Annotated in this window: 21 protein-coding genes; 13 read left to right on the top strand and 8 right to left on the bottom strand. The window is 50.8% G+C overall.

Annotated elements, in window-relative coordinates:
* The first annotated feature begins 305 nt into the window (after window positions 1–305).
* Window positions 306–1379: a bifunctional diaminohydroxyphosphoribosylaminopyrimidine deaminase/5-amino-6-(5-phosphoribosylamino)uracil reductase RibD gene (gene ribD / locus LKK83_RS25595; RefSeq protein ID WP_324634304.1), complete on the top strand. Its 1074-nt coding sequence runs from the start codon at window positions 306–308 to the stop codon at window positions 1377–1379.
* Window positions 1380–1531: 152 nt separating this feature from the next.
* On the top strand, window positions 1532–2248 hold the full coding sequence (locus tag LKK83_RS25600) for a hypothetical protein (protein WP_324634282.1): 717 nt from the start codon (window positions 1532–1534) through the stop codon (window positions 2246–2248).
* Window positions 2249–2405: 157 nt separating this feature from the next.
* Here the strand turns inward: LKK83_RS25600 and LKK83_RS25605 are convergent, their stop codons facing one another.
* Window positions 2406–3518, bottom strand: a complete 1113-nt coding sequence (locus LKK83_RS25605) for a tetratricopeptide repeat protein (RefSeq protein ID WP_324634283.1) — start codon at window positions 3516–3518, stop codon at window positions 2406–2408.
* A 179-nt stretch (window positions 3519–3697) separates the two neighbouring features.
* Here LKK83_RS25605 and LKK83_RS25610 point away from each other — a divergent pair, with 179 nt between their 5' ends.
* A complete protein-coding gene (locus tag LKK83_RS25610) occupies window positions 3698–4027 on the top strand; it encodes a YbjQ family protein (protein WP_324634284.1) in 330 nt (109 codons plus the stop codon).
* Here the strand turns inward: LKK83_RS25610 and LKK83_RS25615 are convergent.
* A complete protein-coding gene (locus tag LKK83_RS25615; protein WP_324634285.1) occupies window positions 4011–4166 on the bottom strand; it encodes a hypothetical protein in 156 nt (51 codons plus the stop codon). The two genes, LKK83_RS25610 and LKK83_RS25615, sit on opposite strands and share 17 nt — an antisense overlap.
* 24 nt (window positions 4167–4190) lie before the next feature.
* On the opposite strand from LKK83_RS25615, the gene LKK83_RS25620 reads away from it, so the two are divergent.
* Window positions 4191–5549, top strand: coding sequence for a hypothetical protein (locus LKK83_RS25620; protein ID WP_324634286.1), 1359 nt, complete (start codon window positions 4191–4193; stop codon window positions 5547–5549).
* Window positions 5501–6547, top strand: a complete 1047-nt coding sequence (locus LKK83_RS25625; protein ID WP_442957367.1) for a 5'-nucleotidase C-terminal domain-containing protein — start codon at window positions 5501–5503, stop codon at window positions 6545–6547. The genes LKK83_RS25620 and LKK83_RS25625 overlap by 49 nt, the downstream gene beginning before the upstream one ends.
* Window positions 6548–6870: 323 nt before the next feature.
* Here LKK83_RS25625 and LKK83_RS25630 read toward each other — a convergent pair whose 3' ends face one another.
* From LKK83_RS25630 to LKK83_RS25655, 6 genes are all read right to left on the bottom strand, one after another.
* Window positions 6871–7935 (bottom strand): trypsin-like serine protease, encoded by a 1065-nt coding sequence (locus LKK83_RS25630; protein WP_324634288.1) that lies wholly within the window; start codon window positions 7933–7935, stop codon window positions 6871–6873.
* Between the two features lie 385 nt (window positions 7936–8320).
* The gene (locus LKK83_RS25635) at window positions 8321–8671 is read right to left on the bottom strand and encodes a J domain-containing protein (RefSeq protein WP_324634290.1); all 351 of its coding nucleotides are present in this window, start codon (window positions 8669–8671) and stop codon (window positions 8321–8323) included.
* A 20-nt stretch (window positions 8672–8691) separates the two neighbouring features.
* The gene (locus tag LKK83_RS25640; RefSeq protein WP_324634291.1) at window positions 8692–10362 is read right to left on the bottom strand and encodes a dynamin family protein; all 1671 of its coding nucleotides are present in this window, start codon (window positions 10360–10362) and stop codon (window positions 8692–8694) included.
* A gap of 172 nt (window positions 10363–10534) precedes the next feature.
* Entirely contained in the window at window positions 10535–12616 is a 2082-nt protein-coding gene (locus tag LKK83_RS25645) for a dynamin family protein (protein ID WP_324634292.1), read from the bottom strand.
* Window positions 12617–12892: 276 nt separating this feature from the next.
* Window positions 12893–16516, bottom strand: a complete 3624-nt coding sequence (gene metH / locus LKK83_RS25650; RefSeq protein WP_324634293.1) for a methionine synthase — start codon at window positions 16514–16516, stop codon at window positions 12893–12895.
* A 35-nt stretch (window positions 16517–16551) separates the two neighbouring features.
* Complete coding sequence (locus LKK83_RS25655; protein WP_324634294.1) at window positions 16552–16683, bottom strand: hypothetical protein; 132 nt, start codon at window positions 16681–16683, stop codon at window positions 16552–16554.
* Window positions 16684–17310: 627 nt separating this feature from the next.
* On the opposite strand from LKK83_RS25655, the gene LKK83_RS25660 reads away from it, so the two are divergent.
* The 8 genes from LKK83_RS25660 (at window position 17311) to LKK83_RS25695 (ending at window position 26021) form a co-directional block, all read left to right on the top strand.
* Window positions 17311–17448, top strand: coding sequence for a hypothetical protein (locus LKK83_RS25660; RefSeq protein ID WP_324634295.1), 138 nt, complete (start codon window positions 17311–17313; stop codon window positions 17446–17448).
* Between the two features lie 460 nt (window positions 17449–17908).
* A complete protein-coding gene (locus tag LKK83_RS25665; RefSeq protein WP_324634296.1) occupies window positions 17909–19249 on the top strand; it encodes an NAD(P)-dependent oxidoreductase in 1341 nt (446 codons plus the stop codon).
* A 123-nt stretch (window positions 19250–19372) separates the two neighbouring features.
* Entirely contained in the window at window positions 19373–20050 is a 678-nt protein-coding gene (locus tag LKK83_RS25670; protein ID WP_324634297.1) for a class I SAM-dependent DNA methyltransferase, read from the top strand.
* Window positions 20051–20168: 118 nt separating this feature from the next.
* The gene (locus LKK83_RS25675; RefSeq protein WP_324634298.1) at window positions 20169–21095 is read left to right on the top strand and encodes an isopenicillin N synthase family dioxygenase; all 927 of its coding nucleotides are present in this window, start codon (window positions 20169–20171) and stop codon (window positions 21093–21095) included.
* 45 nt (window positions 21096–21140) lie between these two features.
* Entirely contained in the window at window positions 21141–22217 is a 1077-nt protein-coding gene (locus LKK83_RS25680; RefSeq protein ID WP_324634299.1) for an alcohol dehydrogenase family protein, read from the top strand.
* A gap of 39 nt (window positions 22218–22256) precedes the next feature.
* A complete protein-coding gene (locus LKK83_RS25685; RefSeq protein ID WP_324634300.1) occupies window positions 22257–23360 on the top strand; it encodes a mandelate racemase/muconate lactonizing enzyme family protein in 1104 nt (367 codons plus the stop codon).
* A 198-nt stretch (window positions 23361–23558) separates the two neighbouring features.
* Window positions 23559–24299, top strand: a complete 741-nt coding sequence (locus LKK83_RS25690; protein ID WP_324634301.1) for a sulfotransferase family protein — start codon at window positions 23559–23561, stop codon at window positions 24297–24299.
* Between the two features lie 42 nt (window positions 24300–24341).
* Complete coding sequence (locus LKK83_RS25695; protein WP_324634302.1) at window positions 24342–26021, top strand: sodium/proline symporter; 1680 nt, start codon at window positions 24342–24344, stop codon at window positions 26019–26021.
* The last annotated feature ends 505 nt before the right edge of the window (window positions 26022–26526 follow it).

A 26526-nucleotide genomic window follows, 5' to 3' on the forward strand; every position in this document is an offset into this window, starting at 1 on the left:
TAGGCTGGTCAGGTGGTTAGAAGTACAAGCCCCTGGCTTTAGACATGGGGTTGGTTTCTACGGAGTCCCTGACGTCAATCCTTTAGAAAGTTTAGAAAGAGGTGGGTAGATATGACAATTAGGGTGTTTATTTTAACTCTAACGCTGTTGCACCGTCAATCTTTCCGATACACTGAGGGATAAGCATCTTTGACAGCAGCAAAATGGAAAATTTGCCCGTGACTCCTCAAGCGCCAGGATTACCGAATCAAAACGCAAGCCCTTCAGACCCTAGCGATCGCGGCGGTGGTGACTTCGATCGCTCAATGATGCGGCGCTGCATAGAACTGGCGCGCCGCGCCCTGGGACAGACTGCGCCCAATCCCCTGGTGGGGGCGGCGATCGTCAAGGATGGCAAAATCGTGGGAGAAGGGTTTCATCCCGGGGCGGGACACCCTCATGCTGAAGTCTTCGCCCTGCGCGCGGCGGGGGAACAAGCCAGAGGAGCCACGGTTTACGTGAACTTAGAGCCTTGCAATCACTATGGACGCACCCCCCCTTGTTCCGAAGCCTTGATTGAGGCAGGGGTGGCAAAAGTGGTAGTGGGGGTAGTAGACTCCGATCCCCGGGTGTCTGGGGGCGGGATCGAGCGGTTGCGCGGTGCCGGAATAGAGGTCATCGTGGGGGTAGAAGAAGAAGCTTGCCGCAAACTGAATGAAGCCTTTTTTTATCGGACGCTCCACAATCGTCCGTTTGGCATTTTGAAATATGCGATGACTCTCGATGGCAAAATCGCCACCACCACCGGCCATAGTAGTTGGGTGACTGGTACAGACGCTCGCCATGAGGTTCATACCCTGCGGGTGGCTTGCGATGCGGTGATTGTGGGCGGCAACACCGTGCGTCGAGATAATCCCCAGCTTACCAGTCATCATACCGGGAACCACAATCCCTTGCGCGTGGTAATGAGTCGCAGGCTGGATTTACCACGGTCGGCGCATTTGTGGGAGGTGGAGGAAGCGCCGACCCTGGTGCTGACTGAGGGGGGAGCCAATCCCGATGTGCAGCAGCAGTTGATGAAGAAAGGGGTGGAAGTCATCGAGTTAACGCCCTTAACGCCTGCCAAAGCGATGGAGTATCTTTACGATCGCCAATTGCTTTCCGTACTTTGGGAATGTGGTGGGACTTTAGCCGCTCGCGCGATCGCTGAGGGAGCGGTGCAAAAAATTCTCGCCTTTATCGCGCCTAAAATCATCGGCGGTCAGTCTGCACCTTCGCCAGTGGGCGATTTGGGCGTCACGAATATGACAGATGCCCTAACATTAGAACGAATTCAATGGCGAACCATTGGCACAGACTGTGTGGTGGAAGGCTATTTAAGACCCCAGGAAAAAGGCTGAAGGATAAGCGATGAATGCTATCGGAAAAACTTAGGTTTGGCTATCAAAAATTGTGCGATAATTATTGATAAAGTTAAGCCTATTTTTTTTGCGAAAAAACATGTTATGCTTCAGATTTTATTATGGATAGACCCCTTTTTTAGCGGAACAATATGCTGCAAATTTTAGTGTGGAGCGTATTTGTAGGGAGTCTCGGAATGGAGGCAGCGATCGCTGGTGGATGGTTGCGCTGGCGACAGGTAATTTCCCTTGCAAAACAACAGGAGGAGGAAGAAATTTTGACGGATCATCAAAATAATCGAAAACTGACCACCGTACAGACCCCACCGGCATCATTGAGATCCACCGGGGAAACCGAGTCAAAGGCTTCTGCAACTGGAAACAGCGATCGGCAACTGACTCATTTCGCGGCGGTCCCCCCCCACTTAAAGACTGCGCCGGCAGAACCCTCGGGCAACTCCCAACTGGTAGAATTCGAGTACAAAATCGTCCGAGCGAATTTCGATTTATTTCGCGATCCCCAGGTGTTGCAGCGATTGTGCGAGGAAGAACAACAAGCGGGATGGACCTTGTTAGAAAAGCTCGACGATCGCCGAGTGCGCTTCAAACGACCGATCGCTTGGCGCAAAATGCTCAATTCAGAGGCGCTCAAATTCGATCCCTACCGCTGTCACTACGGACCGACCACCAGTTGGCTGAATCTGTTTGGGGCGATCGCCGCCGTCACCACAATGGTTTTACCGGCATATCTCGGCTATGTCTTGGTCGCCAACACCTTAGAGACAAAAAACCCCGCCCGAATGCCCCCCGCCACACCCACCGCACCGGTGTTCGAGCCTTCTTCACCCGAACCGCCCCCCATTCCCTAAACAAATCAAGCATCCACCATCGAAAATTCATGTCAAATGCGGTTGACAAACCTCGAGGTTTGTCAACCGCATTTGCTATGACCCATAGCAAATGATGCTTTGACCCGCTAGTTATGCCATTGGACCGCCTCTTGTAGAGAGGTAATGAATCGCGTCTTTAGTCTTCCAGTTCCTCCAGGAGGGCCTCAACTTTTTCCAAACCTTCCGCATTGTCTTGCTCCTCGTAGAGGTCGCGCGCGATATTTAACTGGTCGATCGCCTCAGAGATGCGATCGCGCCCTTGGAGTGCCAAAGCGAGATTATAATAAGCCTCTGCATTATCCGGAGCCATTTCCAGGGCGCGACGATAAGCCACAATCGCCTGTAGAAATTCTTGCCGATCGAGATGGATCCCGCCGATCGCCACATGGGGTTCCACCAATTCGGGTTCCAAACCCGCCGCGCGATGATAGACATTCAGGGCCTCATCCAACTCGCCGCGATCGTGGAGGAGCTTAGCGATCACGAGCTGTAACTGTGCATTGCGCGGTTCGAGTTCCACCGCTTGCTCGAACATCGCCAGGGCGCGATCGCTGTCTCCCTGAGCCAGAAATGCCGCCCCTAAAATGCGCTGCACGCTGCTTTCACGCGGGGCCAACTCCACCGCCTGTTCCAGGGCCGCGATCGCCTCATCCACCCGTCCCTGCTGCAGCAGTGCGGCACCGATGGACTCATACGCTTGCCAGTATCTCGGATCCTGACTGGTGACCTGCTGATAAACCCCTAGGGCTTCCTCATACTCTCCCTGGCGCAGCAGAACCACCCCGAGACCGATATGGGCGTTAAAATTCTCCGGATCCAATTGCGTCGCTGTGCGATAAGCCATTTCGGCGGCTTCGTTATCTCCCAAATTCGCCAAACTGTAGCCGAGGGCATATTGGAAATCCGCATTGTTGGGATCCAAGGTAACCGCCTGTTGATACGCATTCGCCGCCGCCTCAAAATTTTTCTGCGTCGCTTGCAAATAGCCAATCCCGGAAAAAATTCGCGGGTTTTCGCCATCTAAATTGGCAGCCGTTAAATACACTTGGATCGCGGCGGCATAATCCCCCGCATCCACTAATTCCCGCCCCTCGCGCAACAACTCGTTCACGTCGCGATCGCGCTCGGCGGTATTTTGCGCCACCTGTGCCATCAGACGGGGTAATTGGGCACCCACCGCCACCGACGGGATGAAGGCAATTGACCCCAATAAAAAGAGGCTGACGCCAAAGGAAATCTGCTTTTGCACGGCCTAAACTCTCTCCTGTTGCTATCCTAAATGAGTATTACCATCAAGTGTTCCCATCACCGGGACTTGCAGCCGTATCCAACCCCCTACCGTTTAGGGAAACAGCTTCGGGGTGCCACGGTTGCCCCTCCGGCGAGGGGAAAGGAGCCACTGGGTATTTTTTCGCGTGAGAACAAGGTATGATTTTAACAACAACTGATGTCATTCAAGATGCTGTGGTCGAATCTTATTTAGGTGTAGTCACAGCAGAAGTGGTTTACGGGAGCAATGCCCTGCGCGATTTTTTTGCGGGGATTCGCGATATGATTGGCGGACGCACCGGGAGCTATGAAGAGGTCTTTCGCAAAGGACAGCTTGAAGCGATCGCCGAACTGGAAAAACGCGCCCAAAGCTTAGGCGCTAATGCCGTGGTCGGCATCGAAATCGATACGGGCACCATTAACGTGGACGATCGCGGGGCACTACTGCTGATTACCGCCACAGGTACGGCGGTCAAGTTGCAGCAATAAACCCCCGACCGGTGACGGCGGGCAGAGGATCCGTAGGAGTGGAGCGATCGACTGCCCAGCCGGGAGTGGCGATCGCGGGAAAGACCCATTGACCTGACGAATCGAAACTGTTACATTGAGCCACGATAACAGAATCCATCAAACTCATTGGAATACCGAAACAATGGCTCTCACCCTGCAAATCCTGCACGCAGCGGACCAAGAGGGCGGCATTGAGGCTCTCGAAGATGCCCCTCGCTTTTCCAGCGTCCTCAACGCTCTGCGTTCTCAATTTCCCGATCGCACCCTGACCCTAACTTCCGGAGATTTATACATTCCCGGTCCATTTTTGGCAGCCAGTAGCGATGATTCCTTGGGCGACATCTTAGGTCGAGAAGGTCCAGGACGCGGCGATATTGTGATTAACAACGCCTTGGGGTTTCAAGCCGCCACCTTTGGCAACCACGAATTTGACCTAGGCACCAGTACCGTCGCCTCCCTGTTGGAAACAGACGGCGACTATCCCGGCACCGCCTTTCCTTACCTGAGTGCTAACCTCGACTTGAGCACCGATAGCAATTTAGCCGAATTCGTGGTTCCCGACGGCGGACCGCCCCAACCGAACAGCATTGCCAAAAGCGCTGTGATTGAAGTTCAAGGGCAACCTATCGGAATTGTGGGGGCGACCACCCCGCTGTTGGACAGCATCTCGTCACCGGGGAATGTGGGGGTTTCCCCTGCAGATCCCAACAATTTCGATGCCCTGGCGGCTACCATTCAACCCTCGGTGGATGCCCTTAGCGCTCGAGGCATTAACAAGATTATCCTGCTGTCGCACATGCAGCAGATTAGCGTCGAACAGGAACTTGCCCCTCGCCTGCGGGATGTGGATGTGATTATCGCTGGGGGATCCAACACCCTGTTGGCAGATGCTACCGATCGCCTGCGCGTCGGGGATGCGGTGGAAGGTCCCTACCCCATCCTGCAAACCTCCGCCAGCGGCGAACCGGTGGCGATTATCAATACCGATGGAAACTATAAATATGTCGGTCGCTTAGTGGCTGACTTCGACGAGAATGGGGTTCTGATTCCCGGCAGCATCGACCCGAATGTTAGCGGAGCCTACGCCACGGACGAAACCGGCGTCATCCAAACCGGTAACGTCCCTGCAGATCCGAAAGTGGTGGAAGTGATTGGGGGCTTGCAAGGGGTCATCGCCACGAAAGACGGGAATACTTTTGGTCGCAGCGAGGTATTTCTCAACGGCGATCGCGGCGACACCCGCACCCAAGAAACCAATCTCGGCAATCTCACCGCCGATGCCAATTTGTTTGCCGCCCGCCAAGTGGATCCGAGCGTGGCGATCGCGATTAAAAATGGGGGGGCATCCGTGCCTCGGTGGGGGCCGTCAGTACCGCCAGCGGCGCTGACGCCGCAGTGGGGGAAAAAACACCACCGCGAGCAAATCCGATTGCCGGCAAGGAAGCTGGGGAAGTGTCCCAACTCGATATTGAAAATGCCCTGCGATTCAACAACGAGCTGAGTTTGCTCACCCTCACGGCACCGCAACTGCGGCAAGTTATCGAATATGGTGTGGCAGCTACAGAAGCAGGGGCAACTCCGGGTCAGTTCCCGCAAGTGGGCGGTGTCGAGTTTAGCTTCGATCCCGCTTTGCCCCCCGGACAGCGCGTTCGTTCTCTCTCCCTGCGTGACGAATTGGGCAGCGTTACTGATATTGTGGTGGAAAACGGCCAATTGGTCGGCGACCCCAATCGCTCTTTCCGCATCGTGACTTTGAGTTTCTTGGCGGATGGCGGCGATGACTATCCTTTCCCGGAGTTTGAAGCAACCTCGAACCGCGTGGATTTAGTGCCAGAAGGGGTGGATGCGGGGTTCGCTACGTTTGGTACGGAGCAAAATGCCCTGGCGAATTATCTGGCGGCGATCGGCTCGTTCGGCGCTGCAGATGTGGAACCAGCCCAAGACCAGCGGATTCAAAACCTCACGGCACGCAGCGATACGGCTCTCGCTTCGGAATTCTTTAACTTAAATAATGGCGATAATGTCTTTGCCTTTGCGCCGGGACTGCTCGCAGGGCGTGCCGGTGGTTTGCGCGCCCTGGATGGTAACGATGTGATAACCGGTTCGGTGGGTGCTGACACCATCAACGGCAATCGCGGGAACGATAATCTTGTCGGTGGTAGCGGCGACGATCTGCTCTTCGGGGGCCAAAATAATGACCGGATCGATGGCGGCGAGGGCAACGATCGCCTGTTCGGAGATTTAGGAAGCGACACCTTAATCGGTGGCTCTGGTGGCGATATCTTCGTCTTGCGCCCAGGTGGCGGTGGCGATGTGGTGATTGATTTTGAGAATGGCGTGGATTCTTTGGGATTGGGCGCAGGCTTGACGTTCGCACAACTCTCGATCGCCCAAGGTGAGGCGGGAACCTTAATCTCGTTGGGCGAAGAAGTTCTCGTTACTCTCAATGGCGTTTCCGCTAACTTAATTGCGGCTGAGAATTTCACCGCGATCGCATAGCCAATCTGAAATCCGCCTGTCAAACGTCTGTTTTAAATTAGCCCTTGTCATGCGGGCACCGTTGCAGACCAACGCCCTACCCGTCTCGGGTGCGGGGCTTTTTTTAGTCCTACACTTTTTCCCGAAAAATATACAAATAAAAAGTAGGGATGCGGCATGCCGTGTCCCTACCGTCTATGGTACTCGCGATAGATTTTTGAAAATTGTTAGAATTAAACCAGCGGAGTGATAATTGTTTATTTCGCAGGGGATATCCATTTATCCCAGAGGGTTTTTCAAACGCAGGCCAAGTATGTTTAATGGCGTGAATCGCTGGTTCATTTTCACCAGCGATCGCTCTCTTGCAAGGGTTCCTTACCGTGGGATTTTCTGGTGCCAAACGCTCCCAAGCCGAATAACAATAATCCAGCAACCAAAGAGGGTTCGGGGATAGAAACCTTCCTCGGCTTGGTGGGCCTGTACTTGTCGTTCAAAACTCCGTCGATCCAACTGGAATAGAATGAGATCCGCGTATCGAATCCCAGCTCTCCGTAAGACGAATTTACCTTATCGTCCACATCGGTGGGCAGTTTTCCGACGCCAAAGGATGTCACCCCAACAATATTGCCCCAAAAATCAAACGTCGGTCCCCCCGCATCTCCGGGAGCCGCCATACTTTCCAATTTTCCCAATCCTAAATGTTTGAGGCCAAACAGATAACCCGAGGCATCGTTTTCCGGGGTGCCATTATCGAAATCATACCCCAATAAGTTCAATTGTTCCTGTCCGAAAATCGCGTCATAGGTGTTGATGCCAAGGCGCAGCTTGCCCGCATTGCCCTCAGCTCCTTTGTCGCCGCTTCCGGTTTGACCGTAACCGGTTCTGGTGAAAAAACTGGTTTCCAGGTAGCGATTGATCTTGTATCGGCGAATCGTCTCATCGGCGCGATCGCCTAGTTTGAGAATTGCCAAATCGCCCCCATAGAAAACGCGATCGTGACCTTGCCAGTCTTCGTGAATAAAATAGTCGGAAACCAAGAAATTGGCATGGCTGGAAAATGTTGCCTCCACCCGATGGGCGATCGCATTTCCCACATCGTCTGTGAGACACTGCGCCGCCGTTAAAATGTGCCACCCGGTACCTAACAAGGCACCGGAACACCCCACATAGCCATTTTGTGTATTAATTCTTAACTGGGCCACGCCATTAAAAAACGGCGTGGAAGAGATGTCTGCGCGATCGCTCTCCCCCACCGGGGTGAAAAACGGCTGAGTTTCCCCCGCCAAAACCACCGCATGGGCTGGCTTGGACACCATACAGGTCACCAGCACCCCCAAGGCAGAAGTCAGGGTCGCAAACCACCCCGACCTCAGAGCGCGTTGCCACTGTTGTTTGAAATTGCGTTTCATATTTTTTAAACTATCGGCAAAACAACACTTCTATTTTAAGTGTTTCCACGTAAACCTGACGGGCAGTTTGGCAAAAAGTTTCCCCCCACCCCCGTATTAACACGGCATCAACCCCTGAAATGCAGGCAGGCGCGGGAAATCCTCCCTTCGCGGAAAAACTGACCCTGCAAGGGTAGGAGCCGATGCCTGCCTTTCCCAAGGGCTGCAGCAATCGGTAGGCAATGCCCATCTTGACAATTTTCTGTCAAAAAAACAATCAAAAGCCTACTTTCATACAAAATATAAAAGTAGGCTTGTCGCCGTCTGTACGGCTTTCTAGCCTACAGGAACCTGTGGTGCGCTACGGTGACTTTTCGTGGGCATTGCCCACCATTTTTATATAAAATCACCGAGGAAGTTTGCACAATACGCGGTAGGCTTCGTTAATCTCGATAAATTTAGCTTGAACTTTGCGCTGCAATGGAGGATTGTGGGCGAAAAAATCCGGATGCCACTGTTTCGCTAACCGCCGATAGGCTTGTTTCACCTCCCCTAGAGAAGCATCGGGTTGCAGTTCGAGAATCTGGTAGAATCGGCGATATTTTTCATCAGTAACGGATGCACTCGCTCCGGGGGAAGAATGAGAAGAAGACCCCCGGCTTTCCCTTTGGGAGTAGGGAATTTTTAGCTGCTCTTTGAGCTGTTGCAATTCGGCTTCAATTTCCCAGGCGCGAAATTTATCCTCTACGCTATCCATTGTAGTTTTCTCCTGTGGGTTTAATCCTCGGCGAATTGAGTGGCCAAGGCGTTGATTTCGGCATCGATATTTTGCACTAAGCTGTTTAAATATTCAAGATAATTCTGCTGGGTGGAAAGGTTTTCTGGGGCTGGAGTAATTTGCAACCGAATGGCGGTTTCGGCGATTTTCTCATAGGGAGATAGACTGGCAAATGCCGCTTCGCTAAAGCGGGTTAAATATGCTTTTGCGGCTGCGGTATAAGCTGCTCGAACTTGCGCTTGATAGGCATTTAACGAGTTCGCCTTTTCTTTAGCAGAAGAGCCGCTTAACAAATAAGACGCACCGCCCACCACGGCGGCTCCCATCGGTCCGCCCACCATCCAACCCACTCCTGTCGCCAGGGCGATGGGCGCAAGTCCTCCGGATTTATTAACAGATGCCGGCGGTTGGGGTAAAATCACTTGGGGCGCTTCGGGAAAGGGTATTTCTAATCGACCCGGGTGTGGGGTTTGAAAAAATTCGCAGCCTTTATCAAGCCACTCAACCAGTTGGGTTTGATACGCTTCCACTGTGGGTTTGAACTGTTGGTTTTCCCAGGTGATAAATTCTCCTTTTTCCAGCGCCGTTGCCAAATCGGTTTGATAGCGCTCTAACAGTTTGGGTAGGTAAAGCCAGTTTTGAAAATCGGAACTGCTGCTGGAGAATCCCTGTTTTATCAGTTTTTCCGCTTTTTGTTGAATTTCGGTTTTATGGTGGCGCTGGGTTTCGCGGGCGTCTATCTGTGCTTGGAGGGCTTGTTTTTTGTCCTGCAAAGACTGGAGAATTTGGGTGGCGATCGCCTGCACTCGTGCAAAGCGAATCGCCGCTTTTTCCCGTTGCACGGCGACGATCTGTTGCAGCGCCGATTCAAACCCCGCCAATCCGCTGGTTTGTGCGGCGGCGGTATCTCCTTTCAGTCTCGCTCTTAACGCGGGTAATGCATCTACGCGATACAAATTACTCATCCCATCGGGTAAATTGCAGCGAAAACTTTTCGCCACAAACCGCATCCGATTGGAGACTTCTTTTTGTTCTTCGGGTTCGAGTAAATTGAGAAAGTTAATAACAAAAACTACCGTGGTTATTCCTCGCTCCCACAACCACTCTCGCAGGTTTTCTCGCTCGCTTAAGGTCATCAATTTGCGCCCGTCGAGGACTTGGAGGATTAAATCGGCACCGAGCAATTTATCCCGCACCAAGGCATCTTGCGCGTCGCGATCGTTGGTTCCGGGTAAATCTAAAAATTCCACCCCGGTTTTGAGCAGCGGGTGCGGAGAAGTCACCGTCACCGCCGCCACATCTTCGCGCATTCTGCGGTTCTCGTTGAGAATGGCATAGTCTTTAAGAATTTGGGTGCCGGATTGACAAAGGGTTCTGCCATCGGTTAGGGTAATTGTGGTGGAAAGCGACTCGCCATAGCGAACCGCGATCGCCGCACCAGTGGTGGGAATTAAATCGATGGGCATTGCTTTTTCCCCCAGCAAGGCATTGAGTAACGTTGATTTGCCGTAATTAAACGGACCAAAAACGGCGATTTTAAAGGTGGGATTGTCTAAATAATCGCCAATCGCGATCGCGTCTCGATACAGTGCCGATTCCCTATCCAGTTCCAGCAAGCCCACGCTCGCTTTCAAGTCCCGGGAAATATTTTGATAAATTTCGGTTTGCATGGTTTTTTATCCAGAATTGAGAAAAATAATGCTAACAAAAAGCGGCGAAAAAAGCGGTGAATTAAAATTGCGCCGAGGCAAAAGCTTGCGTCCGCCAACGCGGACGATTTGACTCGTTTCCCCCTGGGGGGAAACGCCGATTCCGAGGCGGAGTCTCCCCCAGAATCAAGGATTAGGAAACCGCCTTGATAAACCCTTCATACAAGGTTTCGATATGGCGAGATTCAGCTACAACCTCCTCTTCTAATGTTTGCAGTCGTTCCAACTCAGCACTGCGATTAATTTCGTGAGTTTCCTTTTGCTCAATGAGATTATCTAACTCTGCTTGGCGAGATTGGATATCATCATTCATGCGATCGCTCACTTCTCGTTCGTAAACGTCAAAACATTCTTTCACCGCATTGTAAACGGTTTGCCATTGCTCCTGTGCCACGTGGGGCAAATGCTTCACCAATTCTTTTTTCGCCGCTTTCACCACTTCTTTGCGCGCACCATCCGCTTGCACCAGTCCCACGCCTAACCCGAGTAAGGCTAAACCCACCGGTCCCATCAGCGCCGCCGCCGGAAATACGGACACGATAATCCCACTAATTCCGATAACGGTAAAATAATTGAGCAGAATGCTTTTCCAGTCGAAACCGGCCCCCGCCATTGCCACACCGGCGAGGTTTCCGCGCGCCAGGGAAAACAATCCCATCGCCCATTTTGCCCAAGCGGGGGAGCTGTCTTCCCCTGCGCTAGTGCTGAGGGGTTGCACTTTCTGTCCGGTGAGTTTTTCGGTGATTTTGTTCGTAACTTGGTTGTAATCCGCCCCATATTGCGCCGCGCTGCGCGACAGTTGCAAGAAGGCGGTATTCATTTCTGGTTCGGTTTGCCGACTCCATTCGGCTAATTTATCGTTAATATATTGCTCGAAGGCTTGCATCAGGGCGTCTTCAAATTCTTGGCGCTTGCCGGCATTGATGAAGTCCAAGAAGTTCAAGTTGGGTTGATAGTGCAAAAAATCCGATTCAAAGGTTTTGTCTAAGTTAAGCAGATATTGGCGAAACGAATCGGCGATCGCCGTGGCTTTTTGGTCGCGCAGGGACAGAATTTCCCCTTGGAATTTATCCCGAATTTCGGTCAGTTTTTGGAATTCCGGTTCCACGGAGGCGATGCGTTGTTTTAAGCGGTCCGCATCTTCCCCGAGTAAGGGAATCCGACGGGCGATCGCTTCTCGCACGTGATGCTCAGCTTGCCTTGCTAGGGTTTTGCTCTGTCGCAATTCCGACACTCCCCGTTCTTTGGTTAAATAGGTATTCAGCGCCGCCATAAACTCCGGAAATCCCGTGCCTTCTAACGACCCAGACGGCTCTTTTATCCGGCGGCGCAGGGCGTTTAAGGAAGAAATCTCGAATACTCGTTCGTCGTAAATATCTTCCCCTTCTATCTGACAATATTCTGCCAGATTGGCTTGAAATACGCGCCGCAATTTATATTCGGCTTCTTCTAATTCTTCCTCATCCTCCGGGTCGATTAAGCTTTCTCGTACTTGGTCCCAAGCGTTAATCAAAAAGAAGACCGTCAATCCTCGGCCTTTGATATAATTTTCTAGGTAGCGCCGTTCTCCCAGGGTACAAGGTTGGGAAGCTCGCAACACGAATAAAATCGCGTGGCAATTATTCACATATCCTAGGGAGAGTTCGTTGCGCGCTTCCGTATCGTTTAACCCGGGACTATCCACAATTTCGATTCCCTTTTCCAGCAAGGGTAAGGGATATTCCACTACGGCATAATCTACGGTGGGAAAGGCTTGCTTTTTCTCGCGTTCTAAAATTTTTGCCTCGGCGGGGTCGATGGTGTAGTTGCGCTTAAACTGTTTGAAATCCACAGTTTCGGGTTCGGTTCCATCATTGAAGTAAATGGTCACTTTCTTTTCCGAACCGTAGCGCAATACCGTGAGCAATGCGGTACAGGGATTGACATCGCTGGGCAGTAATTTTTCGCCGATTAAGGCATTGAGAAAGGTGCTTTTGCCCCGTTTCATGTCCCCTAACACTAGCAGCCGAAAAACGCCTTTTCGCAAGTTGTTGCTCGCTTTGGCGAGGTCTTCGATTTCCCGGTTTAATCCCAGTTGTCCGGAGTTGGTTTTCGCTTGAGATTCGGCAAGGGTGAGGGTTCCTACGATGCTGTCTAGCCCGTTGGCAATTTCAGCGCGAAATGTGGCAACGCGATCGAGATCCTGGAGAAAGTTCGCTGTTTCAATTTTGGCCATTATAGTCGCTCTACTGAATTGGATTTGGGGGAAGGCTGGAAATTCAAATGGGAGTCTAGTAGGGTGGGCACCGCCCACCAGACGATGTTATTTTTTAGGTGTAACCTACTGGGTTGTAAATTGGCAAGATAAAGACATAATTTTTTATCAAATCACATAAAAATTTAGAGAAGTTTGGAAAACGTACAGAAGGCGTGGGGGCGATCGCCACTCAACAGGGAAAAGGTTAACCCATCCCGGGGAGGGGGTGGAACAATTGCCACCCCCGGGAATTAATTAGGTACTGAAGTATTTAGCAACCGGGTGATAGGTGATGAGCGCGGTGGTAGATTGTTCCGGATAAAGCTGTTCGCTTTCATCCATGTACATATTAATGCGATCGCATTGCAACAAGTCCAATTGCTTGTACTGGTCCTGCATATTCGGGCAGGCGGGATAGCCGAAACTGTACCGAGAACCGCGATAGCGCTGCTGCAAAATATCGCGCATATTATCCGGTTCTTCCGCACCAAATCCTAATTCCTGACGAATCCGAACGTGCAACCATTCTGACATCGCTTCTGCCGTTTGCACTGCCATGCCGTGATAGTACAAATAATCCGTGTATTGGTCGGAATCGAACAGACTTTTTGCGAACTCGGTGGCAACTTCACCCACCGTCACCGCAAGCATGGGAAACACATCCACAACGCCGCTATCTTTCGGCGCGAAGAAGTCAGCAATACACAAGCGGCGTCCGGATTTTTGGCGCGGAAACTCAAATTCTGCCGCCACTTTTTTGGGTTGGGCCTTGCTTCCGCCGTTCATTTCTTCCGGATCGTAGACGATTAACGTATTCCCTTCCGACTGACAGGGGAAATATCCATAAATCGCCTGGGGATACAACAGATTTTCATCCAGGATGCGCTGTTTCCACTGTTCTAAAATCGGATACACCGTTTCGGCGAGAAATGCATCGTATTCCTCGCGCGATTGGTTTTTCGGCTTGCGGAATTGCCATTGTCCCACAAACAGAGCTTGCAGGTCGAGATAAGGGAATATTTCCGCTAACGGAATATCTTCCGGTTGTAACACTTTCGTGCCCCAGAATGGCGGCGTGGGGCGAGGGATATCCACATCCACCGCTTCGGACCGCCGGGTATCCACCACTTCCGGTTCGGCGGGTTTTTCTTCTGCTTTTTCCGCCTCGGTTTGAGACGTAACTTTGCCGTTGCCGTCGCTGGTTGCGGGGGCTGCACTGGCACCGTTTTCGTCTGCTTCATCTAAGAAGCCTTTCAGGTCATCCCAGTTGCCGCCGGATTTTGCGGGCATTAATTTGTCCATGAAATGCAAATCCGAGAAGGCATCTTTGCCGTAGACGACTTTACCTTGATAGGCATTTTGGCAATCTTGGTGGACGAATTTCGGGGTGAGTGCTGCACCGCCGAGAATCACGGGAACGCTAATTCCGCGTTCGTTAAAGGTTTCCAGGTTATCTTTCATAAAGGCGGTGGATTTCACCAACAAACCGCTCATGGCAATGCAGTCTGCTTTGTGTTCTTCGTAGGCATCGATGATGTTTTCCACCGGCTGTTTGATGCCGAGGTTGACCACGCGATAGCCGTTGTTGGTGAGGATGATATCCACCAGGTTTTTGCCAATATCGTGAACGTCTCCTTTGACGGTGGCAATCACCACGGTGCCTTTGGCATTGTCGCCGGATTCTTCTTTATCCATGTAGGGTTCGAGATAGGCGACGGCGCTTTTCATGGTTTCGGCGGATTGCAACACGAATGGGAGTTGCATTTGTCCGGAACCGAAGAGTTCGCCGACGACTTTCATGCCGTCGAGGAGGTATTTGTTGATGATATCCAACGGCGGATGTATCTCCAAGGCTTTGGCGAGGACATCTTCTAATCCGATGCGTTCGCCGTCGATGATATGTCGTTTGAGCCGTTCTTCTACGGGCAGGTTTTCGTCCACGCCGCGTTCGCGTTTGGTGGTTTTGCCTTGGAACAGTTCGGTGAGTTTGGTTAGCGGGTCGTAAACGCAAACATCTCCTTCGTATTTGCGGCGATCGTAAATCAAATCGCGGCAGATTTGTTGATGTTCGGGGTCGATTTTTGCTAGGGGCAAAATCTTGCTGGCGCTCACAATGGCGCTATCCAATCCCACGGACATGGCATCGTGCAGAAACACGGAGTTTAGCACTTGACGGGCGGCGGGATTTAAGCCGAAGGAGATGTTGGACACGCCGAGGAGGATATGACATCCCGGGAGTTCTTCTCGCATCCGGCGAATGGATTCGATGGTGGCTTGACCGTTTTTGCGGTCTTCTTCGATCCCGGTGGAGATCGGTAGGGCGAGAGGGTCGAAAAATATTTCGTGGGCGGGAATGCCGTAGGCGATCGCATCGCGGTACGCCCGGGCGGCAATCTCGAACTTTTTCTCTCCAGTCCGCGCCATCCCGTCTTCGTCGATGGTTCCCACCACCACACCGGCCCCGTAGCGCTTGGCTAATTCTAGCACTTTATAAAATCGCGGTTCGCCGTCTTCGTAGTTGGTGGAGTTCAGCAGGCATTTACCGCCGGCTACTTTTAACCCCGCTTCCATTTTCTCCCATTCGGTGGAGTCGAGCATCAAGGGCAAGGGCACGTTGGTCACTAAGCGCGATACCAGTTCGTGCATGTCTCGCTCGCCGTCGCGTCCCACGTAATCTACGTTGACGTCGAGAATGTGGGCACCTTCGCGCACTTGGGATTTGCCCAGGGCCACCAGTCCATCCCAGGCTTCTTCGTTGAGCAGGGTGCGGCACTTCTTGGACCCGCTGGCATTCAGCCGTTCTCCGACAATTAAGAAGGAGTTGTCTTGTTCGTAAGGTTGGGCGCTGTATATGGACGCGGCTGCTGGAGTATAGTGTAAGGGGTCTCGGGCAGGCGGTTCCCCTTCCCCATCCCAAACTCGCACGGGACGCGGTTTTGGCTTCAGGCTTTTGCCAATTTCTGCCAGTTGTTCGATGTGGGTGGGTCGCGTCCCGCAACAGCCGCCAATCACTTGCACGCCTAAGTCTTCGATAAAGTGCATCAGCGCCATTTTTAGTTCGATGGGCGTCAGCTTATAGTGGGCTTGACCGCCGACGTTTTCCGGCAAGCCTGCATTGGGAATACAAGACAGCACAAAGGGGGAGTTTTCCGACAGATACCGAATGTGTTCTTTCATTTTATCCGGACCGGTGGCGCAGTTGAGTCCGAGGATATCGATCGGATAAGGTTCGAGAATGGATAGCGCTGCACTAATTTCGGATCCGACTAACATGGTGCCCATCACTTCCATCGTGATCGAGACCATCAGGGGGAGGCGTTGTCCTTTTTTCTGGAAGACTTCTTCAATGCCGTTGAGTGCGGCTTTGATTTGCAGCACGTCTTGGCAGGTTTCGACAATCAGGAGGTCCGCCCCACCATCGAACAGTCCTTCGGCTTGTTCGCCAAAGGCTTGCTTCATGGTATTGAAATCAATATGTCCCAGGGTCGGCAGTTTGGTGCCCGGTCCGATGGATCCAGCCACAAATCGCGGTTTTTCTGGGGTGGAATATTCGGCGGCGACTTCTTTGGCAATCTCGGTGGCGGTTTTGTTGAGATCGTAGGCCCGATCGCCAATATCGTATTCGGCAAGAACGATGGAGGTGCCGCCAAAGGTGTCGGTTTCTATGACGTCGGCACCCACTTCGAGAAAGCCGCGATGCACTTTTTTCACGGCTTCCGGGTTGCTGTAGACCAGGTATTCGTTACAACCTTCGTAGTGTTTCCCGCCAAAGTCTTCCGCTGTCAAGTTTTGGAATTGCAAGCTGGTGCCCATCGCGCCATCGAACACGATGACGGGGCGTTCTGGACTGTGCAGGTGTTCGAGAAAACGACTTTTCATAGCAGCACGCAGATATGGTTAACCTCCTGTTTAGTTTATCCTATTGTGCGTTCGTTTCTCGGGGTCGAAGCGATCGCCAAGGATTCTTTTCCTGCCAATAATGCCTCGGTTTTCCTTTTCTGCTGCCGCGAATTCTCGCGATCGCCAATTGCCAATAGGGAAGCCATTGGATTTTTATTGATTTTTTTCTGGGGTTTTGGTATAATAACCAGAATTAAAATTGTGCCGGTTCGAGCAAAAGAGCGGTTCTTTTTCACTTAACTCTTGCATTGGTTGCAACCGCTTTCCGAACATACATCTCTTTTTGGTTATCTAGTAATTGAAAGAAAGTTCCGGTCTATTACATTCAATCAATCGATTCTCAGCCTCAGCAAACAAGCCATTTCGGTCTAATATCAAGAGGCTTTGTATAAAAAATATCCCTATCCCCGATCGCCTCTTCCATCGGATCGCTTTGCAACATACTTACTTCCCGCCATAAATATAAAATATGGCGCCATTGTTATACTTAAAGGAGTCCCCAAAACTCACTTTCGGTGCGATCGCTTTCCTTGAGGCTCCGCCCGCAGCGGTGGATCCTCAAGGTCAGGGGGTTGCCTAACAGGGGCGCGCGAGCAGCCAATTTCGGGTTGCAGTTATAGGATACTAAAGGTGCGGATTTGTCAAGTAACGCGATCGCAATTGACATCATAACTTTTCCTTTTCTCGATCCAATTTTTTAGCTGTTGCAAGCACGATCGGCTTAACTTTGCAGTGCATTTGCCCGTTTAACAGTTTTTGATGGATTTTCTACCATGCCAGGATCCATCGGTGGGGCGATCGCGGTGGCCAAATTGGCTACAGTGTCAATTGATTTGGCTACAGTGTCAATTGATTTGGCTACACCTGTGAACAAAACAGGGGCGATCGTGGTTGCTGTGCCCCCATCCTGACCCAAGATGTCAGTCCCGGTTGCCCCCGACAATCCCAGGCGATCGTCTGGGTGGCACCCTGGGTTTTTACGGGAAGAAATCCCTGGAAGCTAGACTATATATAGTTTTCATCTCTGCCATAAGCTGACAAATGCAGCACATCTGTGTTAGTTTTCTGGTGAGTCAGTGGGAAATCACGGGGAGAAGGGGCGGTGTAAAGAAATGTTAAAATCAACCCGATGGCCAGGGAGAAAGGAAAAAAAACTGGATGAAAATTCCGTGAGACCATTGAGGGATAAGAGATAGAGCCAACTCAAAAAAACTCAGTAGTCCAGGCTTGACAAACCCAAAAATCGGGCCTAAACTAACTTAGGCAATATATGAGACAGGTATCCGACCGAAAATGAAACCGATATAAGGTGATGGAACGAGATTCTGGGACAGAATTATCGAAACGATCGCCAATCAAATCAGCAAACAGATGAATACTCTTACCAAAGTCGCCTTCATTGGCACGGGTGCGATGGGTCGCCCCATGATCTTCAAACTCTTAGAGAAGGGCTATCCGGTTCAAGTGTACGACAAATATAAAGAAGCCGCAGACACGGTGGTGGCGGCGGGAGCTATCTGGACCGATACTCCCGCAGAGGCGGCGCGGGGGTGCGGGGTGGTCATCACCTGTTTGCCCCTACCGCATCACGTGTTGGAAAATATGTTGGGGGAAAACGGGGCGATCGAAGGAATGCAGCCAGGATCCACCTGGATCGACACCTCCACCACGGATTATCACAATACGAAATACATCGCCGGGGTAGCGGCGAAACGAGGCATTTATAGTTTAGAAGCACCCGTGAGCAATCTGTCCCACATGGGGGTGGATTTTGCCAATGTCAGCTTTTATGTTAGCGGGGATAGAGAAGGGTATGAATTAAGCAAAGATGTTTTAAACACGATGGGCCAAATCTCGTTTTTTGTTAACGAAAATATCGGCAAAGCTCAAACCGTCAAACTGCTCACCAACTTGCTGTTTTATACCGGAACTATCTTAGTGGGGGAAGTGTTGATGGTTGCCTACAGAAATGGCATTCCTCTGCACTGGATGTGGGATTTTATCCGCGCTTCCAGAGGATGCAGTTTTGTGGCGGAACAAGTTTCTCCCTTCATCTTAGATGGCAGCTACGATCGCTCTTGTACCTTAGAAATTACCGTCAAGGATACGGACCTAACGGTGAAGTTGGCAGACGAACTGAATGTGCCGATGCCCATCGGTAGAATCGTAGAAGAACGATATCGCCAAGCCGGGGAAAAATACGACCAGCAACTCGGTCACGTCACCGTAACAAAGTTGATTGAAGAAGAAAACAATCTGCGATTGAGAGTGGTTGGATTTACCGCCCCCTCTCCCTATGGAGCCAACCCCAATTACGTCCATTCCAAAACCTTAGTCGAAGACCGATATGGGCGCATCAAACCCTTGCCCTATCAACTCCACTACGACCCCCCACCATCCTATGATTTGGCTGCGGAGTTAGTAGAACTGGCAGAAACTCTGACCGAGTTCATGGCCTATGTGAATTATGTCATCCTCCAAGAAGCCTATCAGTTAGGAAAAAATATGGGATTAAGCAGAGCGCTGCTAACCGATGTGGTACGATGGAGTTGTGGAACCAGTTGGGTGTTCGATAATGAGGGATACTATCAGCCTGACCCCCGAATTGTGAGGAAAATTAAGCAGATGGATTTGGGCAGAAATGCCATAATCCCTTACATGACCAAAATGATTGATGCCTTATTAGAAGAACCGATGAGGCAGGTGGCTTAACCACAGAGCGAGTCAGCATTGATACGGGCGCTTTTGAATTGGACAAGCTGCTGCTGGGTTTACCCCGGGAAGTAGCGCAACACAAAAAGCACAAACCAGTCAAACAAAGTTGGGACGCAAAGGATGATGAATCAAGCTGTAAAAACTCAAACCACTGAAAGTTTTGATGCCATTAAAGAAGCCCATAATTTGTCTGGCGACTCGGGAAAAATCGGCGAGTATTACGACAAATGGTCTGGGGCTTACGATCGCGATGTGTCCAACGAGGCATATGCCGGTCCGGAATACATTGTCAATTATTTTGCCAGCCTGAAAAGCGATAAAGGAACCGTGGATTCGGGCGATCGCGATCTGGAGATTCTCGATGCCGGTTGCGGCACCGGTTTGGTGGGAATTTTCCTCAAGCAAAAAGGGTATCGCAACGTCGATGGGTTTGACTTGTCCGACAAAATGGTGGAAAAAGCCCAAGCCACCGATGCCTATCGAACCCTCAACGGTGGCATCGATATGACCCAAAAAAATGAGGTGTATAAAGACAACCAATACGATGCAATTTTGTGTTGCGGCGTGTTTACCCTCGGTCACGTACCTCCTGACTCGTTGTCAGAGCTGATTCGGATTGCCAAACCGGGCGGCTTGATAGTGGTCAGCACTCGGAAAAGCTACTACGACAGCACCGATTTCCAAGCGGTTTGCGATCGCTTCGTCGCCGAAGGCAAAGTGAAGCGAGTGAGCAACCAAATGGACGGTCCGTATATTGCCGAAGAAGGCGCTCACTACTGGGCGTTTGCCGTATGCTAACTTCCTAGAAAAGCCAAAGCGAGAATCCGGGAGAAGGAGTCATTGATTGACTCCACTCCGAATGCTTCTCCCCAACGCAACTCTTTTGTCGTTCTTACCCCACCCTCTCCATAAAGTTATGAACACCCTACCGATTATTTCTTTATCCGAGCTACAAAAAGCCAGCGATCGCGAAATCAAACGTCTCTACGATGTCTGCTACGAACATGGCTTTTTCTATATCAGCGAACATGGCATTTCCCCCGAACTCATCCACCGCACCATTGCCGCCTCCCGCAAATTTTTTGAACTCCCAGAAGCGGTCAAACTCAACTACGCCCAAGACTATCAAAAAGTTTACCCCAAAAACTCCCGGGGTTACATTCCATTGTACGGAGAATTTCTCAACGCCAGTGGAGCTGACCCCAAAGAAATTTTCGATTTAGGGTTAGAAAGACCCCTCTCGGATAAACCCTTTACCGGTCCGACAGTCATGCCCGACGACAGTGTGGCTCCCGAATTTGCCAGCTCGCACTATCAGCTCCAAAATGAAATAATGACAAAGGTTCTCCCTAACTTGCTTAAAGGGTTAGCCTTAGCGTTAGGCTTAGAGGCCAATTGGTTCGATCGATACTTTACCGACCCCATTTTAATCCACCGGATGATTTATTATCCCGCAGACTTTGGGCAAGCGGGCAAACATACCGATAACGGAATTTTTACCATTTTAATCCAAGAATACCTTCCCGAGCCTTCTTTGCGCGTGCATACGAAAGAAAAATGGATAGATGCCCCCTGCCTAGAAAATGCATTTGTGGTCAACTTAGGGGATATGTTGCAACTGTGGACGAACGGGTTATTTGTTAGCACACCCCATGAAGTCATTCACAATCACTGCAACACCACCCGCATTTCATTCCCCTTCTTTGTCTATCCGAATATCGATACCATCATCGAACCGTTTAACACAGATAAAAAAATCAGTTCCAAAGAAGTAATGCTCGAGAATTTCGTCTCGATTTGGGAAACCAAAGAAGGAGGAGGCAGAGCCAAAGAATTAGTCTAGTGAGTTGGGGAGAAGACCGTTTTCTGGCGTGGCAAATAACACAAGATGACACAGTTAATGAATGCCGTGCTTCTCACTGGATATGGGGGAGTGGAAAAACTGGAATATACCCAAGTCAAAAAACCCGTTCCCCAAAGCGGAGAAGTATTGATTAAAGTGGGGGCTTGTTCGGTCAACAATACCGACATCAATACCCGTACAGGCTGGTATGCCGCAGATGAAGGCTTTCAAGAAATCCTGCAAGATACGAAGAAAAACGAGGCGGAAAAATCCACCGGCTGGTCGCAAACTGGCATCGACTTTCCCAGAATACAAGGTGCGGATGTTGTCGGGAAAGTGGTAGAACTCGGTTCCGATGTGGAAGCTAGCCTGCTGAATAAACGGGTAATTGTTGACCCCTGGATTCGGGGAGAAAGCCCGGAAAACTACAAATATGTGGGCAGTGAATTGAATGGAGGATTTGCCGAATATGTGGCCATTCCGGCGACGAACGTTTACCCGATTCATTCATCCCTGTCTGATGCGGAATTAGCCACCATACCTTGCTCTTATTCTACCGCAGAAAATCTGCTGACCAAGGCCAGGGTAGAGGCGAAAGATACGGTGTTGATTATGGGGGCTTCTGGCGGGGTTGGCAGTTCGGCGATTCAGTTGGCTAAAATTCGCGGGGCAACCGCGATCGCAATTGTCGGACCGAATAAAGAACATCTGGCGCAACAATTAGGTGCCGATTATGTTTATCCGCGCACTGATGGATTGGCATCAAATTTGGCGCGCCATCACATCAGCGTCTGCGTGGATGTGGTGGGCGGAGACTATTTTGAGGTAATTTTCAAAGCCTTGAGCATCGGCGGACGATATGTGACAGCAGGGGCGATCGCAGGTCCACTGGTTTCCCTGGACTTGCGGGATTTGATTTATAAAGATGTGGAAATGAAAGGGGCGACCCGCCTGGAAGCCGAAGTATTTCAACGCTTGGTCGGCTATATCGACCGAGGGCTGCTCAAACCCCAAGTGGCCAAAGTGTTTCCCCTCAGTGAAATCAAAGCGGCCCAGAAGTTTTTTCAAAGCAAACGCTTTTTCGGTAAAGTTGCGATCGTCCCTGATAGAACCAACCCTTAACCCCTCACCCTACAACTCCAAAAATTCCCATTCAATTCAATGAAAATTACTCGAATTTCTGTCTATCAAATTACCTTAACCCTAGAGCATCCTTACTGGCTATCCGGCGGTCGATTGTATTTTGACAAACTCGATTCTACGATAGTTGCGATCGATACCGACGAAGGAATCCGAGGATGGGGGGAAGGATGCCCCTGGGGTTCCACTTATTTACCCGCTTTTGCCCGGGGTGTGCGGGCGGGAATTGAAGAACTCGCCCCGCAACTCCTCGGACTCGACCCCAGACGCACGGATTTTATCTATCGGACAATGGATATTGCCCTCCCCGGTCATCCCTACATTAAATCCGCCTTGGATATGGCCTGTTGGGATATCCTAGGAAAAGCCACAAAACTCCCGCTTTGCGAACTATTTGGCGGACGTTTAGACCACCCCATTATTATCCAAAATTCCGTGCCCACCGGCACCCCAGAGGAAATGATTGAATCGATTAAACGGGGTCAGCAAAAAGGCTACACTATCCATAGTTGTAAAATTGGAGCCGATGTGGCGCTAGACATCGAAAGAATTAAAGCGATTGGTGCTTATTTACCCGCCAATGAAAGCGCCACGTTTGATGTGAATCGAGCCTGGTTGGTAGATGAAGCCATGCGGGTGATGAATGCGGTGACCGACCCTATCTTTTATTTCGAGCAGCCTTGCGAAACCTATGAAGAATGCCTGAAAGTGCGGCGCGTCACTTCGCATCCGATTATTCTCGATGAATGCATTCAGCGCTATGGCGATGTAGTGCGCGCTCAAGCCAATGGGGCTTGTGAGGCAATTGGCCTGAAAGTCGGTCGTGTGGGAGGCTTAACCAAAGCCAAGCGAATCCGCGATTTTTGTATAGAAACCGGCATTCGCATGAATATTGAAGAAACCGGCGGAAGTGTCATTGCAGACACGGGAGCCGCACATCTGGCTCAAGCGACTCCCGAAACCTTTTTGCGCGCCACTTGGTTGTGCCACGATATGCTCACGGTAGATACCGCTACAGGTGGGGCGCGCAATCAAGGGGGCAAAACCTTTGCGCCAGAAGCACCGGGACTGGGTGTAGAGCCGAAACTGGAGGTTTTGGGTAAGCCGATCGCAGTTTATGAATAGAGCGTGGCGTCCTGGAAGTGAGTTCTGTCTTCTTTATCTGCTGCAGAAAAAGTCACCGACGCTGATAGAAATTCCTCCACAAGGTAGATGCCTTTAGGGCAGAATCTCTTTCTTCGTCCGCCGCCCCACTCGATCGACGGACGAAAGGCTTATTTTTCCCCAATTTAATGGCAAGCATAGGAAGGAATTACCTAACTAATGGACAAAATTTTAGCATTGTGGGCAGTGCCGCGATCGACTTCCACTGCATTTGAGTGTATGATGCGCGAACGCGGCGATTTTTGGGTTTTCGACGAACCGTTTGGTTTATCTTATTATTACAGCGAACAGCGGCGCAATACCACCCGTTACCCGGATATCCAACCCAATCCCGAATATAATTTTAGTTCAATATTAACCTGGCTAAAGCAAGCGTCGCAAAAGCAGCCGGTTTTTATGAAAGACATGGCCTACTATGTCCCTCATCTCGCCGGAAACGCAGATTTTTTGTCTCATTTTCACCATACCTTTCTCATCAGACATCCAGCTAAAAGCTTGCCCTCCCTGTTTGCAAGGTGGCCTGATTTTACCTTAGAAGAAGCCGGATATGCCGAACTCTATACCCTCTTCCAACAAGTGCGGGAAAACAGCGGCACGGTCCCCATCCTGATTGACTCGGACGATTTGGTGGCAAAACCGATAGCAACGGTGAAAGCGTATTGTAATGCCGTGGGCATCCCCTTCATCCAAGAAGCACTTTCATGGAACTCTCGCGTCAGACCGGATATCAATCAATGGGAAGGCGGATGGCATACTTACGTCCAGTCCAGCCGGGGCTTCCAGGAACGGAAAGATAAAAAATATACAAACATACAGGGTAACGCCCATCTGGAGCGGGCGTATGAATTTTGTCTGCCTTATTATCACAAGCTCTACCAATGCCGACTGTCGGTGGAGTAAGACTGGTTTTTGTATAAAAATCGCCCTTGTGAGAATCGGTGCGTGACGCCCGCAGGCAAGTCGGTGCGTGACGCCCGCAAGCAAGTGAGCGATCGCGCCCTGGATTGGGTGGCGGGCGTCACGCACCCTACCGGATCTGCGCGCGATCGCCACTCTCCCCGATTTACTCCCGGAGGCCACTTTGCTGAAACCTTGGGTCTCAGTGGCGTTACCCAAGTTTTTATGCTAAAGTGGGTTAATCTTTTTCACCCACTTGTAATTTTTTATCCAACAATGGAATCTTTAACGACAATTGCCAGCTTTTCAGTTTTTCTGGTCATTTTCTTATGGATAGGCGCGATCGCCGCTAAAGCTTCCGACAATACCGAGAGCGATTACTTATTGGGAAATCGCTCCTTTGGCAAGGTCTTCATCGGACTGAGTGCAGGGGCCACGGGAAATAGCGGTTGGATTATGGTGGGCGCTGTAGGAACGGCCTACACGATGGGTATTTCCTCCCTACTGCTGCCGATCGCCTACTTTTTGGGCGATATTACCTTCTGGAAATTTTTTCCCGATAAAATCAACAAACTTTCCCTAGAAAAAGACTCGCAAACCGTTCCCGAATTACTCGGATCCACTGCAAAAAAACCCCAAGGGAAGCGACTTATTACCTTCATTGTGGCGGCGATTACCGTGGTATTTATTGGCGCTTATACTTCCGGCCAATTTGCCGCTGCCGCCAAAACCCTGGATGTGTTTTTTGGCGTGAACCCTATCATCGGTACGTTTATCGCAGCAGGTGCGATTCTCGTGTACTGCGTCACTGGCGGTTTGAGAGCCTCTATTTGGACCGATGTGGTGCAGGCATTTGTGGTGCTATTTGTCTCATTTGGAATGCTCGCAGTCGCGCTGAATGCTGGGGGTGGCGTGTCCGCAATTATCGAGAACTTAAATGCGATCGACCCGCAATTGACCAATTTCACCGCTGGATTCACTCCTTGGACGTTACTGCTTTATATCGTTGGGTTTTTCTTTTTCGGCTTCGGGTTTGATATCTCCCAGCCCCAAGTATTGGTTCGCTTGCTGGCGAGTCGCAGTCCCCAGGAAGCCAAACAAGCGCGCTGGGTGTATTTAGCCTATGTCTATTCTACCTGGACGGCGATGGTTTTATTTGGCGTCATTTCTCGAACATTAATTACCACCATTGACGATCCGGAACAGGCGTTACCTTACTATGCCATGCAAACATTTAATCCCTTTGTGGTGGGAATCGTTTTGGCTGGCGTATTCTCCGTGATTGCTTCTACTGCAGATTCCCAGCTTCTGGTTTGCTCGAGTGCCCTAGCGCGCAATATTTGGCCGTCTTTCTATCAAAAAATGGCTCGCAGATATGGGGTGAAATACGAGCAAGCCATGACCTTGATTGTGGGCATTTTAGCGGCGATCGCCACCTTGAATCTCTCCACTACTGTGTTTTCCCTGATTTTATTTGGGGTGGGAGCGGTGGCGGGTTCCATTGGTCCTGCGATGCTGATTATTTTAATCCAAAGACGCACCAATTATCGGGCGCTGAGTGCGATGATGATCGCCGGATTGCTGACCACCATCGTTTGGCGAGTTTTGGGATATTCTGAGGTTCTGTACGAGATTCTCCCCGGGTTTGTGGTGGCATTGTTGGTGCATGAGCTGTTAATGCACAGTGTTTTTCAATCCGGGAATCACCCTGGTGCCTCAAGGTAAGCTCGCATCAAATCGTTTGTCAATCGTGCTCCATTGGTGGTTTCGGGGTTTGGCAACTGCATCGGGCGACAATTAACTGAAATTCACGCAGAAAAATAAACGAGTAAACGAGTCAGGGCTTACGCACCGACCTCACGGGTAGGTTGAGCAATCAGTGACCCACCCTACTCCCTGACCTCCCCACTCAAACCCCGCGAGGCGATTGCCCCGGCGATCGCCTCGCAACCCCTGGGGCAATCTCCCCGAAATCAAAAATAGAAATATTAAAAAAAAATAAAATTGGCGATCGCGGTCAAAAAATAGAGGCTAATTTTCCGTCAATCCCTTATTCTGACTTAGATAGAGCTAACTCACGCGATGGGGGTGACGATCCCTTGACAAAGCCGAAAATTGACGGTAGTATTAGTCTCGGCTATGAATCAGATTGGGGTCAGGGACTCCGTAGAAACCAACCCCATGTCTAAAGCCAGGGGCTTGTACTTCTAACCACCTGACCAGCCTAAAC

Source organism: Phormidium sp. CCY1219, from assembly GCF_035615515.1.
Classification (GTDB): domain Bacteria; phylum Cyanobacteriota; class Cyanobacteriia; order Cyanobacteriales; family Laspinemataceae; genus CCY1219.